The organism is Halomonas binhaiensis, from assembly GCF_008329985.2.
Classification (GTDB): domain Bacteria; phylum Pseudomonadota; class Gammaproteobacteria; order Pseudomonadales; family Halomonadaceae; genus Halomonas; species Halomonas binhaiensis.
Genome location: NZ_CP038437.2, coordinates 1,220,331 through 1,235,678 on the forward strand (window position 1 = coordinate 1,220,331; position 15,348 = coordinate 1,235,678).

General features: G+C 56.5%; 14 protein-coding genes and 1 pseudogene. 8 read left to right on the top strand and 7 right to left on the bottom strand.

Features of this window, described 5'->3' with window-relative positions; genetic code table 11:
* Positions 1 to 20: 20 nt before the first annotated feature.
* Complete coding sequence (gene miaB / locus E4T21_RS05290; protein WP_149284038.1) at positions 21 to 1,364, bottom strand: tRNA (N6-isopentenyl adenosine(37)-C2)-methylthiotransferase MiaB; 1,344 nt, start codon at positions 1,362 to 1,364, stop codon at positions 21 to 23.
* Between the two features lie 792 nt (positions 1,365 to 2,156).
* On the opposite strand from miaB, the gene E4T21_RS05295 reads away from it, so the two are divergent.
* Together E4T21_RS05295 and E4T21_RS05300 are read left to right on the top strand one after the other, a co-directional pair.
* Positions 2,157 to 2,780: a TIGR04211 family SH3 domain-containing protein gene (locus E4T21_RS05295; RefSeq protein ID WP_149284039.1), complete on the top strand. Its 624-nt coding sequence runs from the start codon at positions 2,157 to 2,159 to the stop codon at positions 2,778 to 2,780.
* A gap of 13 nt (positions 2,781 to 2,793) precedes the next feature.
* On the top strand, positions 2,794 to 3,426 hold the full coding sequence (locus tag E4T21_RS05300) for a thiopurine S-methyltransferase (protein ID WP_149284040.1): 633 nt from the start codon (positions 2,794 to 2,796) through the stop codon (positions 3,424 to 3,426).
* A 28-nt stretch (positions 3,427 to 3,454) separates the two neighbouring features.
* Here the strand turns inward: E4T21_RS05300 and E4T21_RS05305 are convergent, their stop codons facing one another.
* From E4T21_RS05305 to E4T21_RS05325, 5 genes and pseudogenes are all read right to left on the bottom strand, one after another.
* Entirely contained in the window at positions 3,455 to 4,042 is a 588-nt protein-coding gene (locus E4T21_RS05305) for a YajG family lipoprotein (protein WP_149284041.1), read from the bottom strand.
* Between the two features lie 215 nt (positions 4,043 to 4,257).
* Positions 4,258 to 5,352: a sulfate/molybdate ABC transporter ATP-binding protein gene (locus tag E4T21_RS05310; RefSeq protein ID WP_149284042.1), complete on the bottom strand. Its 1,095-nt coding sequence runs from the start codon at positions 5,350 to 5,352 to the stop codon at positions 4,258 to 4,260.
* The gene (gene cysW / locus E4T21_RS05315; protein ID WP_149284043.1) at positions 5,349 to 6,176 is read right to left on the bottom strand and encodes a sulfate ABC transporter permease subunit CysW; all 828 of its coding nucleotides are present in this window, start codon (positions 6,174 to 6,176) and stop codon (positions 5,349 to 5,351) included. Before cysW ends, E4T21_RS05310 begins: the two co-directional genes overlap by 4 nt.
* Entirely contained in the window at positions 6,176 to 7,033 is an 858-nt protein-coding gene (gene cysT, locus E4T21_RS05320) for a sulfate ABC transporter permease subunit CysT (RefSeq protein WP_149284044.1), read from the bottom strand. Before cysT ends, cysW begins: the two co-directional genes overlap by 1 nt.
* A gap of 199 nt (positions 7,034 to 7,232) precedes the next feature.
* Positions 7,233 to 7,966 (bottom strand): annotated as a pseudogene (locus tag E4T21_RS05325) (substrate-binding domain-containing protein); the annotation flags it as partial.
* 278 nt (positions 7,967 to 8,244) lie between these two features.
* Here E4T21_RS05325 and rpe point away from each other — a divergent pair.
* The 3 genes from rpe to E4T21_RS05340 all read left to right on the top strand — a co-directional run bounded on the left by rpe (position 8,245) and on the right by E4T21_RS05340 (position 10,393).
* On the top strand, positions 8,245 to 8,886 hold the full coding sequence (gene rpe / locus E4T21_RS05330; RefSeq protein WP_149284045.1) for a ribulose-phosphate 3-epimerase: 642 nt from the start codon (positions 8,245 to 8,247) through the stop codon (positions 8,884 to 8,886).
* A gap of 232 nt (positions 8,887 to 9,118) precedes the next feature.
* Positions 9,119 to 9,403: a GIY-YIG nuclease family protein gene (locus E4T21_RS05335; protein ID WP_205423460.1), complete on the top strand. Its 285-nt coding sequence runs from the start codon at positions 9,119 to 9,121 to the stop codon at positions 9,401 to 9,403.
* Positions 9,404 to 9,526: 123 nt separating this feature from the next.
* On the top strand, positions 9,527 to 10,393 hold the full coding sequence (locus E4T21_RS05340; RefSeq protein ID WP_240349300.1) for a mechanosensitive ion channel family protein: 867 nt from the start codon (positions 9,527 to 9,529) through the stop codon (positions 10,391 to 10,393).
* Positions 10,394 to 10,480: 87 nt separating this feature from the next.
* Here E4T21_RS05340 and E4T21_RS05345 read toward each other — a convergent pair whose 3' ends face one another.
* Positions 10,481 to 11,782, bottom strand: a complete 1,302-nt coding sequence (locus E4T21_RS05345) for an NAD(P)/FAD-dependent oxidoreductase (protein ID WP_149284046.1) — start codon at positions 11,780 to 11,782, stop codon at positions 10,481 to 10,483.
* 200 nt (positions 11,783 to 11,982) lie between these two features.
* Between E4T21_RS05345 and E4T21_RS05350 the strand changes: the two genes are divergently transcribed.
* The 3 genes from E4T21_RS05350 to E4T21_RS05360 all read left to right on the top strand — a co-directional run bounded on the left by E4T21_RS05350 (position 11,983) and on the right by E4T21_RS05360 (position 15,336).
* Positions 11,983 to 12,648 (top strand): phosphoglycolate phosphatase, encoded by a 666-nt coding sequence (locus E4T21_RS05350; RefSeq protein ID WP_149284047.1) that lies wholly within the window; start codon positions 11,983 to 11,985, stop codon positions 12,646 to 12,648.
* Positions 12,649 to 12,928: 280 nt separating this feature from the next.
* Positions 12,929 to 14,413 (top strand): anthranilate synthase component I, encoded by a 1,485-nt coding sequence (trpE, locus tag E4T21_RS05355; RefSeq protein ID WP_149287053.1) that lies wholly within the window; start codon positions 12,929 to 12,931, stop codon positions 14,411 to 14,413.
* A gap of 341 nt (positions 14,414 to 14,754) precedes the next feature.
* A complete protein-coding gene (locus E4T21_RS05360) occupies positions 14,755 to 15,336 on the top strand; it encodes an anthranilate synthase component II (RefSeq protein ID WP_149284048.1) in 582 nt (193 codons plus the stop codon).
* Positions 15,337 to 15,348: the final 12 nt, after the last annotated feature.

Here is a 15,348-nt window from a genome sequence, read left to right on the forward strand (position 1 = left end):
ACGATCTTAGTTGGACTTGATCAGAAACGCTCAGCAGAGGCAAGTTCTCCGCGCAAGGAGTTGGGCAATGCCTCGGTAATCTCCACATCAACGAAGTAACCGATCAGCTCGGTCGGATTGGCCGCCCGGAAGTTGACCACTCGGTTGTTTTCGGTACGGCCGGACAGCTGCCCTGGATCCTTGGATGAGAAACCAGTGACCAGAATACGCTGAGTGGTACCGACCATGCGACGGCTGATCTGCATGGCTTGCTGGTTGATGCGTTCCTGCAGTATAGCCAGACGCTGCTTCTTTATTTCCTCCGGAGTATCGTCCGGCAAACTTGCTGCCGGAGTTCCCGGGCGGGCGGAATAAACGAAGCTGAAGGAAGCATCGAAGCCAATACGATGGATCAGGTCCATGGTGGACAGGAAGTCTTCTTCCGTTTCCCCCGGGAAGCCGATGATGAAGTCGGAGGAAAAGCTGATGTCCGGACGCAGGGCGCGGATACGTTCCATCTTGTCGACATACTCCTCGACCGTATGGCCACGCTTCATCGCTGCCAGGATTCGGTCGGAGCCGGCCTGTACCGGCAGGTGCAGGTGACTGACCAACTCGGGAATCTCGCCATAGGCTTCAATCAGACTATCGCTGAACTCCACGGGGTGCGAAGTGGTGAAGCGGATGCGATCGATGCCATCCACTGTGGCAATGCAGGCAATCAGTTCCGCCAGATCGAGTTCATCGCCATCTTCATTGATACCGCAATAGGCGTTGACGTTCTGACCCAGCAAGTTGATCTCGCGTACGCCCTGGTCGGCCAGGTGGAAGACCTCGTCCATCACGGCCTCGAAGGGGCGCGATACCTCTTCACCACGGGTATAGGGAACAACGCAGAAGGTGCAATACTTGGAGCAACCTTCCATGACCGAGACGAAGGCTGTTGCGCCATCGGAACTTGGCTTGGGCAGGTGATCGAACTTCTCGATTTCCGGGAAGGTGACATCGACCACGGATATCTGGTTGTCACGGCTGGCATCAAGCATGGAAGGCACGCGGTGCAGCGTCTGAGGACCGAAGACCATGTCCACATGCGGTGCCCGCTTGCGGATGGCCTCGCCTTCCTGGCTGGCCACACACCCCCCCACGCCAATCACCAGGTCGGGGTTGGCTTCCTTGAGCTTTTTCCAGCGGCCGAGCTGATGGAATACCTTTTCCTGGGCCTTTTCACGGATAGAGCAGGTGTTGAGCAGAATGACATCCGCATCCTGTTCGTTGTCAGTCAGCTCCATCTGATGAGATTCACCGAGCAGATCCGCCATGCGTGCGGAGTCATACTCGTTCATCTGGCAGCCGTGGGTCTTGATGAATAGTTTCTTCGTCATGGGATTCTGGAAAACACCGGAGGTGCGTATCGACGGAGGTGAATGGCTTGCGAGTGCGAGAAACGTTACCGTTGCTGGCGTCATGAACGATCGCCGAGAAACAGCGATATATCGCGAGTGGCAAATGAATACTGTGGTTAGACAGGCACCACCAAGGAAACACTGCATGAATGCCCGCGCTTCAGGCGATCTGCGCCGGGCATGCTCGTCGAATCGATTCGTTCAGTATTTCCCTGACGCCGCGGCAACCGTCGGCGGAGTTTCTCGATGGGCCAATGTATCTGGTGGCGCATTATACTCGCCGGATGAGACAGGGGCCAGCATCGGTAGAAACAGACGCCGATCATTATGGTAGTCTTGCCCATCGAGATGACAGGTCTGGCGAATGCTGCTGGCGATAAAGCCTGGTCAGATAATGACCGATTTGTGCTCAGGGCAGGGCTTCCGCCGCTCTTGTCGTGGTTTCCAGCGGTTTTCCCGATAGTTGTCCACAGAAGTTGTGGAATACTTGGTTGTGAAATACCTGGTTGTGAAATACCTGGTTGTGAAATACCCGGTTGTGGAATACCTGGTTGTGGAATACCTGGATGCGATGGCAGGGCATGACTCGCGCTGGGTCGATGCAAGGAAATGGCCAGTGTGAGAAGACTGTACTTGAGCGAGCACGCTGAGCGGTCGAGTTGGATAGATCGGTCTTGAAAGACTAGTGTGAAAAATTTTGTAGGAAAGGTTTCGCATGGGTAGCTTGGAAAGGCAGTTGCCATTCGAGCCTAGGATAGCCAGGAACAGGGCATGAAAACGATTCTCAAGACTTTGACACTGGGTACAGTGCTCTCCGCCATGGCCATGCCGGTGGTGGCTCAACAGGACGATACCAGCCGTTGGGTGTCGGATGAACTGTCTACCTTTGTGCGCAGTGGGCCGACCGACCGTTATCGCATTGTGGGCACGTTGACAGCCGGACAACCGGTGACGCTGCTTTCTACCAATGGCGAATATTCCGAAGTGCGTAGCGAAAGCGGCGATGTGGTCTGGGTACAGAGCAAGGAACTGCAAGAGGAGCCCAGCGCCCAGGACCAGCTTCCTGAGCTGCAGGACAGGGTCAAGGCACTGACCAGCGAGCTCGATGGCATCAATGACACCTGGGAAAAACGCACCAGCGCCATGCGTGACAATCTGGCGGTGCGTGAACAGCGTATCAATGAGCTGGAGGCACGAAACCAGGAGCTGGAAAGCGCCAATGCTGCCATTGGCCAGGCCAATCGGAAGCTCGAGGCTCGTCTTGATACTCAGAAAGAAGACTTGCTGATGCGCTACTTCATGTATGGCGGCGGTGTCGCTGGAGCCGGGTTGGTGGTTGGCCTGCTGGTGCCTCATCTGCCACGGCGTCGTCGCAAGCGCGATCGCTGGTTCTGATACGGGGCTTGTGATGCAGGAAGACTGGCTCAAGCGCTGGGAAGAAGGCCGCATCGGTTTTCATCGCGATAGTGTCCATCCAACCTTGGTGCGGCATTGGCCGACGTTGGGTGTTGCACCTGGCTCCAAGGTGCTGGTGCCGATGTGTGGCAAGAGCCTGGATATGCGTTGGCTTGCTGAGAAACAGCACCCGGTTCTTGGCATCGAGCTTTCGATGCTGGCGCTGGAGCAGTTTGTATCGGAGGGCTCAGGAGATGTGGCGCGCTATCAACATACGGGTTTCTCGGTCATGCGCCAGGGAAACATCGAATTGTGGTGCGGTGACTTTTTTCACTTCCACATCCAACAGGCTGCAGAGGTTGGTGCCTTCTATGACCGTGCGGCCCTGATTGCGTTGCCCGAGGCAACGCGTCAGCGTTATGCCTTTCACATGGCTCAGCTGGTACCGCCGGGAACGCCAGGGTTGTTGATCAGCCTGGCTCGTCCTGAACCTCATGGACCTCCTTTCAATGTAACGTCCGATGAAGTGCAGCGCCTGTTCGCGCCTAACTTCACCATCACGCATCTGGGAGATGGTGAAGTCGAGCCTAATGGCTTTCAGGAAAGTGCATGGGCCCTGGTGCGTCGAGGGCCCATCGAATCATGATGATGGCCTGGCGATCTTCGCCTGCGATTCACTTGCCCAGCATCTGACCCAGGGCTGGATCGGAGAAGGCGCGGTTGAGAGCATCGGAGAGCAGCTCTGTGACCATGCTGGTATTGGCAGCCTTGTTAGGCGCGACGGCATAGCTCTGATTGCGCAGTGAAGTATATTTGCCTGTATAGGTTTCTCCACCATTCTGAGCCTGCACTTCGATGACCCCCTTCAATTGGGCTTCTGGCAGTACGACCTGGCTGGCGCCGCGCAGGTAATTCAGTTCCTTCAGCGTCAAGGTCAGGGAAGGGGCGCCCTCGACCGGGGCGGCCGTTGGAGTGAAGCCCATGTCATGTACCGCGCGCTCGGCTTCAGCCTGTAGCTGGGGCACGATCTCGTGTGCATTGACCCGGATTTCAGCAGTGGAATTGGCTACACCACTGCGGGTTCCAAGGACATCGGAGGAGCGACCATCCACTGCAATGACTGACACCTGCTGCCCTTGACCGGCAGTAGCGACAGGAATGCTGCGCTTAGGTTCGGGAAGCAAGCTCTGAGGGGCTGCGCAGGCACTAAGCAAGAGTGCGGCTGCCAATGCTGAAGCAGTCAGGTACATGCGACGAAGCATTCCATTTCTCCTGTCAGGAAACGATACAACTCTTTGGTCGAGATGTTGTTTTTTGGCATCATCCCATCATCTGGACAGGCCGTCAGGCGGGTATGTCCAGGCTGTGTGTCAGATACATGAAGGTAACGGGAAGTTCCGTTCTTGAACTTCCACCCTCTTTCTCTCCATGCCTTGGCAGTGCATGGTATTACCGACGCCAGGCACCGTCACTATCCTCAGGCTGGCTGTGCAGTTCCTTGCGCTGAGGCGCTTGTGCTCTGTGGATAATGATGCCAGCTCAAGGGGCGGGCATAGACCTTCTTGCCTCTGGCCAGGCCGAGGGCGCTGGCTTCCTGATGTCGCACGGTGGCCAGCCAAGGCTGGTCCATCCATTCTGCCGTGAGTTCAACACGTATTTCAGCCCCTACCGGTACCACTGACGTAACAATGGCAGGTAGGTGGGCAATATCGTCGGCGCTGGAGGACAGAGTGACTTCATGTGGACGAAACAGGAGTTGCTGACGGCCTTCTGGCAGCTCCACATGCAACTTGGCATCGCCGCAGGTCAGCACGCCTTCACGTACTTCGCCTTCCATATGGTTGACATCACCCAGGAACTCGAAGACAAATCGATTGGCCGGGTTGCGATATAGCTGGTCTGGTGTGTCGACTTGCTCGATGCGGCCATTGCTCATCACCACAACTCGGTCGGATAGTTCCAGAGCCTCTTCCTGGTCATGGGTGACGAATACGCTGGTAAAGCCCAACTCGTCGTGCAGATGGCGTAGCCAGCGGCGCAAGTCCTGGCGCACCTTGGCATCCAGGGCACCGAAGGGCTCGTCAAGCAGCAGGACTTCGGGCTTGAGTGCCAGTGCGCGGGCCAGAGACACACGTTGCTGCTGTCCGCCGGAGAGCTGTGCGGGATAGCGGGCGGCAAGGTGCTCGAGCTGGACCATTTCCAGCAATCGATATACCTGGGCACGGATCTCGTCACTGCTTGGTCGAGAGCGGCGTGGCAGAACGGTCAGACCAAAGGCCACGTTGTCGAACACGCTCATGTGACGGAACAGGGCGTAATGCTGGAACACGAAGCCGATGCGACGATCGCGGACATGGACCCGAGTCACATCACGTTCTCCGAACAGAATGCGGGGGCCAGCCTCGGCATCCGGACTCTCCAGACCGGCGATGATGCGTAACAGGGTCGTCTTGCCCGAACCTGAAGGTCCCAGCAGACCGATCAATTCGCCATTGTCGATATGCAGGCTGGTCGATGTCAGTGCCTGAGAGCGTCCGAAGTGCTTCTGAATATTTTCGAGGCGAATGCTCATGCGGCAACCTCCCGGCGCGATACGCGCCATTCGAGCAGGGCCTTGGCGGCCAGAGTGAACAGGGCGATCAGTGCAAGCAGGGCGGCGCTGGCAAAGGCGCCGACGGTGTTGTAGTCCTGATAAAGCAGCTGTACGTGCAATGGCAGTGTATTGGTTTCGCCGCGGATGGCGCCGGATACGACAGAAACCGCACCAAACTCGCCGACCGCACGTGCGTTGGTCAGGATCACCCCATACAGCAGTGCCCAGCGGATGTTAGGCAGGGTGACGCGGCGGAACAGGGTATATCCCTTGGCACCAAGAGTGACGGCTGCCTCTTCTTCCCGGGAGCCCTGGGCCTGCATCAGCGGGATCAGTTCCCGGGCGACAAAGGGACTGGTCACGAAAATGGTCACCATCAAGATACCCGGCCATGCGAACATCAGCTGTATGTCATGGCTATCAAGCCAACCGCCGATCCAGCCATTGCGCCCGTAGAGCATCAGGTAGACAAGCCCAGCCACCACGGGGGAAATGGCAAAGGGAATATCGATCAGGGTCTGCAGCAGACGGCGTCCGGGGAAGGCGAAACGGGTCACGAGCCAGGCCAGTGCCACGCCAAACACCAGATTGACCGGAATGGTCAGTATCGTCACCAATACGGTCAGGCCAATGGCGGCGAGAGTATAGTGCTCGGTGACATTGGCAATGAAAGTACTCCATCCGCTGGCAAAGGCCTGGGCAAAGATCGCCACCAGAGGCAAGAGCAGAAATAGCGCCGAGAACGCCACGGCAGCGCTGATCAGGCTGTAGCGAACCCAGCGGGCATCTCCGATACGTTGCATCAGCGGCCTCCATGCAGGCGGCGAATGAATCGGCCTTGCCATAAATTGATGGCCAGCAGCATCAGCAAGGACACTGCCAGCACTATGGAAGCGATGGCCGAGGCGCCTGCATAGTCATACTCCTGCAGCTTGACGAAGATCATCAGCGAGGTGATTTCCGTCTCGTAAGGCATATTGCCAGCGATGAAGATGACTGCGCCAAACTCCCCGAGTGAGCGTACGAACGCCAGCCCTGTGCCTGTGACCAAGGCAGGCCACAAGTGTGGAAGGATGACGCGTCGAAATGCGACGCCATCTCTGGCACCAAGTGCCATGGCGGCTTCATCGACCTCGGCAGGCAGGTCCTCCAATACCGGTTGCACGGTACGAACCACGAAGGGAATGCTGGTAAAGGCCATGGCCAGAGCAATACCGACCCAGGAGTAGGAAATTTTCCAGCCAAGCGGCTCCAGCAACTGGCCCATCCAGCCATTGGAAGAATACAGCGTCGCCAGTGTAATGCCGGCCACGGCTGTGGGAAGCGCAAAGGGCAGGTCCATCAAGGCATCGAGCAAGCGCTTGCCCGGGAAGTCGTAGCGTACCAGCACCCAGGCCAGCAGGAGGCCAAAAGCGGCATTGATCACTGCTGCCACCGCAGCACCACTGATGGTAGTGACGTAGCTGGCGACTACTCTGGGCTCAGTGACGATCGCCCAGTACTGGGGCAGGGACATTCCCTTGAGTTCACCGATCAGGCCTGTCAATGGCAGCAGCAGTACCAGCGACACGAAGGTCAGGCTGATACCCAGGGAAAGGCCAAAGCCTGGCAACACACGTTGCTGGGATTGCCAGGGAAGTCGGAATGACAAGGCGCTCATGATGTTTCCTGTATGCGTGCTATCTCTATGCGCACGATCTGCATGCGTATCAACTGTCTGCATGCCAGATTGCCCAGGAAGTGATCGCATGCATGAAGTCTGCTGGCAACCTGCCGAAGACGTCTTCACCCGGTTTCGAATTGCGGAGAACTCTTTCGCCACTTCTTCGTCATGCACCCCAGTATGCGCCAGGTGTAGCCAGATAATCCTCGGCAATATCCAGATTGCCGTTGCGTTCTGCGCTGTCTTCTACCACGGCCACCGGGAATTCAGCGAGAATATCCACAGGAGGCACGATCACTTCGTAGTCATCACTGCCGTATTCTTGGCGGATATTGTTGACCTCTGACTCGAAGCTGATCAGCACATCGCCGATACCACGTTCAATGAAGGTGGTGGTGGCACCACGGCCGCCTGTATCGAAGACTTTTACATTGCCCAGGAAGTCGCGCATGAAGTCCTGAACCTTCTCTTCATCCCCGTTGAACTGCTGCTCTGCAGCACCCCAGGCAGCGCCGCCGGAGGTCGGGGTGGGAATATCTCCACGCCGCGAGGTCGCTATGTATGCCCTGGGGTTGTCACGAGAAACTGGCTTTGCCAGTCTTCGGCGACCAGGCCGGCATCGGCCAGTACTTGTACGTCAGTGACCTGGTTATAGGTCACGACATCGGCCTTGAGCCCCTGCAGAATGGCCCGGGCCTGAGCCGAAGACCCTCCATGAGACTGCTTGATGGTCAGGGTGTCGTCATGTTCTGCCTGCCAGTGTTCCTTGAACGCAGGATTGATAGTGGCAAACAACTCACGCGCAATGTCGTAGGAAGAGTTCAACAGCTCGCGCTCTTCGGCCATGGCGGGCATTGCCATGCCGGCTCCGACGCCAGTGGCCAAGGCCAGAGACAGGGTGGTTCGACGCAGAAACGCGGGCAGAATCATGGATGACTCCCTGAGCAAAAGTGGGATTGAGGGTATTGTGTGCAGACTAATGGCTACCTAAAGGAATTACAATTATGTCTGTTATGATTTTTGGGCATAACAATGCACCACAGTTGCGTGCCACCAGTAGCATCGAGAGTGGGTATTAGAGTGGGCATTGAGGCGGTCGGGATGCTCATTGCGTAGATTTTGCCCTCATGGAGTGCCACGCAGGCCCCCAAGCTCGCCGGCAGCTGCTAGAATGCGGACTTTCTATGCCTTAATCCGCGACTGCGACCATGACAGCGACTTCCAATTTTCAGATTGCTCCTTCGATTCTTTCCGCCAACTTCGCCAAGCTTGGTGAAGAAGTGGACGACGTGCTGGCTTCCGGCGCCGATATTGTTCATTTCGATGTGATGGACAACCATTTCGTACCCAATCTGACGATTGGTCCCATGGTCTGTGAAGCCCTGCGCAAGCATGGCGTTACTGCTCCCATCGATGTGCACCTGATGGTCAAGCCAGTGGACAGAGTGATTGGTGACTTCATCGATGCCGGTGCCACCTATATCACCTTTCACCCCGAAGCCTCCGAACATATCGACCGTTCCCTGCAGTTGATCCGCGATGGCGGTTGCAAGGCCGGACTGGTGTTCAATCCAGCGACACCGCTGTCTTATCTCGACTATGTGATGGACAAGGTCGATATGGTGTTGTTGATGAGCGTCAACCCAGGTTTCGGTGGACAATCTTTCATTCCTTCTACACTGAACAAGTTGCGTCAGGCGCGTCAGCGTATTGACGAAAGTGGCCTGGATATCCGCCTGGAAGTCGACGGCGGTGTCAAGATCGACAACGTTGCAGAAATTGCCCGTGCGGGTGCCGATACCTTCGTTGCCGGTTCTGCTGTGTTCGGGGCTCGACAGTCGGTCTGGTGATCGGCGGTTACGATACGGTGATCGGTCCTGTTCCGCGAACAAAGATCTGCCCGTGCGGGTGCCGATACCTTCGTTGCCGGTTCTGCTGTGTTCGGGGCTCGCCAGGAGTCTGATCCACATCGTTACGATACGGTGATCGGTCGTTTCCGCGAACAGTTATCGCCGCTGACCTGATGATATTGTGATCTGGATGGTGAGTGGTGATGCTGACAATAAGCGTGCCAAATCGGGCATGAGTGATGAGAGTCGCCATCGCCAGGAAGTGCGTATTTGGCACCTTTATGTCATCAAAACAGCGGCTGGAGCACTCTACACCGGTATTACCACGGATGTGGAAAGGCGCTTTGAAGAGCACCGCAAAGGCCGTGGTGCCAAGGCACTGCGTGGCAAGGGGCCGATGACGCTCGTCTACCAGGAATGCATTGGTGGACACGGTGATGCCTTGCGCCGAGAGGCTGCTTTCAAGCGCTTGTCAGCAACTGCCAAACGACAGTGGTTGAAAGATCAGGGCTATTAAGGGGTTCTGTGTCCCCGTTTACAGGTAATATTGCCACTGTAACGCAAGGGAAGACACCGGTGCATGGAAAGGCTGGTGCTAGGTAGTTGACGTCTTTGATGGCTCGAAAACAAGGAGTTCCGTATGGAGTCAATGGAAAATGTGAATGTAGATGCATTGGTCGAATTCGCATCGACCACTGGACTGCAGTTCTTGATCAATCTGGTGGCAGCTGCCGCTATTTTCATTATTGGCCGTTGGGTCGCGAAAGCGATTCATCGCCTGGTGATCAAGGGAATGGAGCGGGCCAAGCTGGAGCCGCTGCTGGTCAAGTTCCTGGGCAATATTGTTTATACCTTGCTGCTGCTGTTCGTGGTCCTGGCGACCATCAGCAAGCTTGGTATCCAGACCGCTTCATTGATTGCGGTGCTTGGTGCCGCAGGCCTGGCAGTGGGGCTGGCGCTGCAGGGGTCCCTGGCCAACTTCGCTTCCGGTGTCATGGTCATCATCTTTCGTCCGTATCGCATCGGTGATTATGTCGAAGCTGGTGGTGTCAGTGGTACCGTGCAGGATGTGCAGATCTTCACCACTGAACTGACCACGCCGGACAACCGTAAAGTCATCGTGCCCAATGGCCAGATGATGGCCGGAGCCATCACCAACTACTCCGCTCACGCCACCCGGCGGGTGGATCTGGTCGTGGGTGTTGGCTATGACGATGATATCGATACCGTGCGTCGTGTACTGGAAAGCGCTGTAGCTGATGATTCACGTGTCATGGAAGCACCTGAATCTACAATTCGTATCGGCACCATGAATGAATCCAGTGTCGACTGGATTGTGCGTCCCTGGGTGAAAGCCGAAGATTACTGGGATGTGTACTGGGGGCTGACCGAAGAGATCAAGCGTCGCTTTGACAAGGAAGGCATCAGTATTCCGTTCCCGCAGCGTGATGTTCATGTCTACCATCATGGTGACAATGCTCCGGGCCTGGACAAGCAGGACCAATAACGGTTCTGTTCTTCAGGTCTGCTTTAAATGAAGAAGGTCGCCCTTGGGCGACCTTCTTCATTTGCTGTGTCGTTTTTATGGCATCGCTCAGTGCAGTTTCATGCGTGGCTTGAGATAACGGTTGATGCCATCGACCACTACCATCATGCCGGTCTTGAAAGTACCGTGAATGGCACGCTGGTGCATGCGGTACAGCGAGGCATAGAAGAATCTTGCCAGATTCCCCTCGATAAACAGGCTGCGGGCGGATGCTGCGCGCATTAAGCTACCGATGGCATCGAAATGAGCCAGGGAAATCAGCGAGCCGCGATCACGGAACTTGAAGTCCTTGAGCGGCTTGCTGTCCATCGTAGCCACCAGGTTCTTGTAAAGCACTTCGGCTTGCTGGTGGGCTGCCTGGGCGCGAGGTGGTACCACGGAGCCATCTTCCTGAGGGCAGCTGGCACAATCACCGAAGGCAAAGATGCGAGGGTCGTCCACGCTCTGCAGGGTTGGCTGCACCTTGATACGGTTATTGCGCTCGACCGGTAGCCCGAGTTCGGCAAGAAACCCTGGTGCCTTGATGCCTGCTGACCAGACACCGAGATCAATCTCGATGTTGCCTTCATCGGCTGTGTGAATCGCTTCGGCATCGACCTTGGTCACTCGGGTATTCACATGTACCTGAACACCAAGCTTTTCCAGCTCTCGATGCACTGCCTGGCTGATGCGATCAGGAAGGGCGGGAAGAATCTTGGGCGCAGCCTCGATCAGGTGCACCTTGAGATGTTCGCGACCCTTGGCAGAGAATCCATAACTCTTGAGCATGCGTGAGGCATCGTGGAGTTCGGCTGCCAGCTCCACGCCAGTGGCACCAGCACCGATGATGCCGATAGAGATGAACGGGTGATCTTCATGGCTGTCCTGGCTGCTGTAGCGCAGGAAGGTATTGAGCATGGCCTTGCGGAATTCTTCAGCCTGCGCCGTGCTATCGAGGAAGTGGCAGTGTTCACGGACGCCCTCGGTGCCGAAATCGTTGCTGACACTGCCGATGGATAGCACCAGATAATCGTAGTTCAGCTGGCGTGCCGGCAGCACTTCATTACCGTCCTCGTCAAGGATCGGGGCCAGCGTCAGTGTGCGGGCTTCACGGTCCAGTCCGCATAAAGTACCGCGCTGGAAGCGATAGCCGTTGGCAGCGGAATGGCCTTGGTAGGAAATGCTGTCAATGCTGGAGTCGATGACCCCAGTGGCGACTTCATGCAACAGTGGTTTCCAGACATGGGTGGTGTCACGATCGACAAGCACAATGTCTGCCTTGTCCTTTTTGCCTAGCTTCCGTCCGAGTCGGGTGACGAGCTCCAGGCCGCCGGCGCCTCCGCCGACAACCACAATAGTGGGTTTGCTCATGTTGATGAGCTCCTGAAAATGAGTGGAGCCCTCATCATATGCGCAGGAATGGAACCTTGCTATCTTTTGCACTGCACAATGCAGCGGATCGCATAGCCATGCTGTTCCCGTTATGGTCTTGCCCGTAACATATGGCCGGCATGAACAGGTAGCAACAGAACTGTTGCTGGCCGAGATCCTTGACGATAGAGAGACCCTTGATGCACCCATTGCTGACCGATATTCGCCTGGTAGCTTTCGACCTTGATGGTACTCTGGTGGATTCCGTACCAGATATGGCCGCAGCAGTGGATGCGGCACTCATTGATGTGGAATTACCCGTGGCAGGCGAGGACAAGGTGCGCCATTGGGTGGGTAATGGCGCCAGGGTATTGCTGGAGCGGGCTCTCGATGATGCGTTGGGTGAAGCCCCTGGCCATACCCTGACCGAGACGGCCCTTGAGCATTTTCTGGAGCATTATCACTGTGCTCCCTGTGCTCGAACACGCCTTTATCCTGGTGTTCGTGACGCCTTGGAAGGACTTCACGGCTCTGGCAGGACGCTATGCCTGGTAACCAACAAGCCTGAGGCGTTTATTGCTCCAATACTGAGTGCACTGGATGTGGAGAGGTTTTTCTCGTCCTTCCTCGGAGGGGACTCGCTTCCCTGGCGAAAGCCGGACCCCATGCCACTCATGCACTTATGCCAGCGCTTCGATGTTTCACCGCGCGAATGCCTGATGGTGGGAGACTCTCGTCATGATGTTGCTGCGGGCAAGGCCGCTGGTTTTCGCACATTGGCGGTGCCCTATGGATACAACCACGGCGAGCCGGTGGAACAGAGTGACCCCGATGCAGTAGTTGAATCGCTGGCCCAACTCCTTTAGGTTGATAGCGAGTCGGCACCATGTTTGCCGATGGTCATTGTTCTGAACTCGCTGCGATGGACAGCCCCATGCACAGCCCCTTCATGCGTACAGCGCTATTCCTTTCGCTTTCGGCCAGCATGCCGAAGGTCTGCCTGATCCCTGCACAAGCCCCCGGCCTCAACGGCTCTTGGCGATGGTGAAGCTTCGCCATTGAAGTGCCGTGCTGGCGCTTCGCCCTGCAACCATCATATTTCCAGCATTTTCTGCGTACCGCTATTTTCTCGAGGATTCGGGCATGATGACCCCTGAGCGCTTCAACGACCTGGCCGCGGCTGGCTATAACCGTATTCCCGTCACCCGTGAGGTTTTGGCAGATCTGGACACCCCGTTGTCCACTTATCTGAAGCTGGCTGACGCCCCCTGGACTTTCTTGCTGGAATCGGTCACCGGAGGGGAGAAGTGGGGACGCTATTCCATCATCGGCCTGCCGTGTCGTGAACGTATCGAGGTACGTGGTCATACCGTGACTCACCTGGTCGATGGGGAGGCCCTGGGCGTTTCGGAGGTGACAGATCCGCTGCAATGGATCGAGAACTTCCATGCTCGCTTCAAGGTACCGCAACTGGACGATCAGCCACGCTTTGACGGTGGCCTGGTGGGATATTTCGGTTACGACACCATCCGTTATATTGAGCCGCGCCTGGCGGGTGTGGAAAAGCCGGATCCCATCGGGGTACCGGATATCCTGTTGATGGTTTCCGATGAGCTGGTGGTGTTCGATAACCTCTATGGCCGCCTGACTTTATGGACTCACGCCGATCCCGCTGATGCAGATGCGTTGCAGCGGGCTGAAGGGCGTCTGGCAGAGTTGGAAGAACGATTGCGCAATCCCTTGGCCATATCGCCGTCGCCGATTCGCACTGATCGTCCTCCGGTGGAAGAAGGTCACTTCACTTCTGGCTTCACCGAGGAGGGCTTCAAGGCGGCAGTAGAAAAGATCAAGGAATACGTGCTGGCGGGTGATGTCATGCAGTGCGTGCCATCACAGCGCATGTCGATTCCTTTTACTGCAGCTCCGTTGGACCTGTACCGTGCCTTGCGTAGCCTCAATCCGTCGCCCTACATGTTCTTCCTGCACCTGGAGGATCACCATGTCGTCGGTTCGTCTCCGGAAATCCTCACGCGTCTGGAAGATGGCATGGTCACCGTGCGCCCCATCGCAGGCACTCGTGTTCGCGGCAAGACAGAAGCCGAAGACAAGGCGCTGGAGGAAGACTTGCTCAGTGATCCGAAGGAAGTTGCCGAGCACTTGATGTTGATCGACCTGGGACGCAACGATGTGGGGCGTATCAGCGAGACGGGAAGCGTCGAAGTGACGGACCAGATGGCCGTCGAACGTTATTCCCATGTCATGCATATCGTGTCCAATGTCACTGGCCGCTTGAAACCAGGTTACAGCGCCATGGATGTGCTGCGTGCCACCTTCCCGGCCGGTACCTTGTCTGGGGCGCCGAAGGTCCGTGCGCTGGAGATCATCGATGAGCTGGAGCCGGTCAAGCGTGGCATCTATTCCGGGGCGGTGGGCTACCTGTCCTGGCACGGCAACATGGACACCGCCATCGCCATTCGTACCGCTGTGATCAAGGATGGCCAGCTGCACGTGCAATGCGGGGCTGGCATTGTGGCTGATTCGGTGCCTGAAATGGAATGGCAGGAAACGCTGAACAAAGGACGGGCACTGTTCCGTGCTGTTGCGATGGCAGAGCGCGGACTGGGTTCCTGACAGCAGCAATTGTGGCCCGACAATAGCCATTGTGGATAGCGATACCTTGACAGGCCTTGGGCCGAGACACACTATAGACGCCATGATGACTCAGACTGCGTTCTTCGCCATTTCTGCCCCTGCCCTGGTTGCTATCCAGTGGTGGCGTCCTTTCTTCTGAAGGGGCGGTAGGCTCGTGTGCGAGTCTGGTCTGGAAAATGCCGCCCACCGAGGCGGCATTTTTGTGTGCGTTATAGATCAAGGTGCTGCACTTCGACGATGACGGTGCCGATGAATCGGTGGGTTACATTCATGACATCACCAAGGTGATGAAATAAGAAAATCAAGAGGTTATTTCAAGAATGATCTTGATGCTGGATAACTACGACAGCTTTACCTTCAACATCGTCCAGTACCTGGGCGAGCTTGGGGCCGACGTTGTCACCCATCGTAACGATGCCATCACTCTCGATGAAATCGAGGCATTGTCACCGACCCATCTCGTCATCTCCCCGGGGCCTTGTACGCCAAATGAGGCTGGAATTTCCCTGGATGTGATCCGCCATTTTGCCGGAAAGCTGCCCATTCTCGGCGTATGCCTTGGACATCAGGCCATTGGCCAGGTATTCGGCGGCAAGGTCGTGCGCGCTCCACAGGTCATGCATGGCAAGACATCGGACATCCGGCACTCTGGCCAGGGCGTATTCACTGGCCTGGATGATCCACTGCCCGTGACCCGCTACCATTCTCTGGTAGTGGATCGCGACAGCTTGCCGGAGTGTCTGGAGATCACGGCCTGGACAGACGATGATGATGTGACCCCGGGACTGATCATGGGGTTGCGCCATAAAGAACTGGATATTGAAGGAGTGCAGTTCCACCCTGAATCCATTCTTTCGCGCCAGGGCCACGAGATGCTGGCCAATTTCATCAAACGCCGCTGAAGGTCGGTGTTG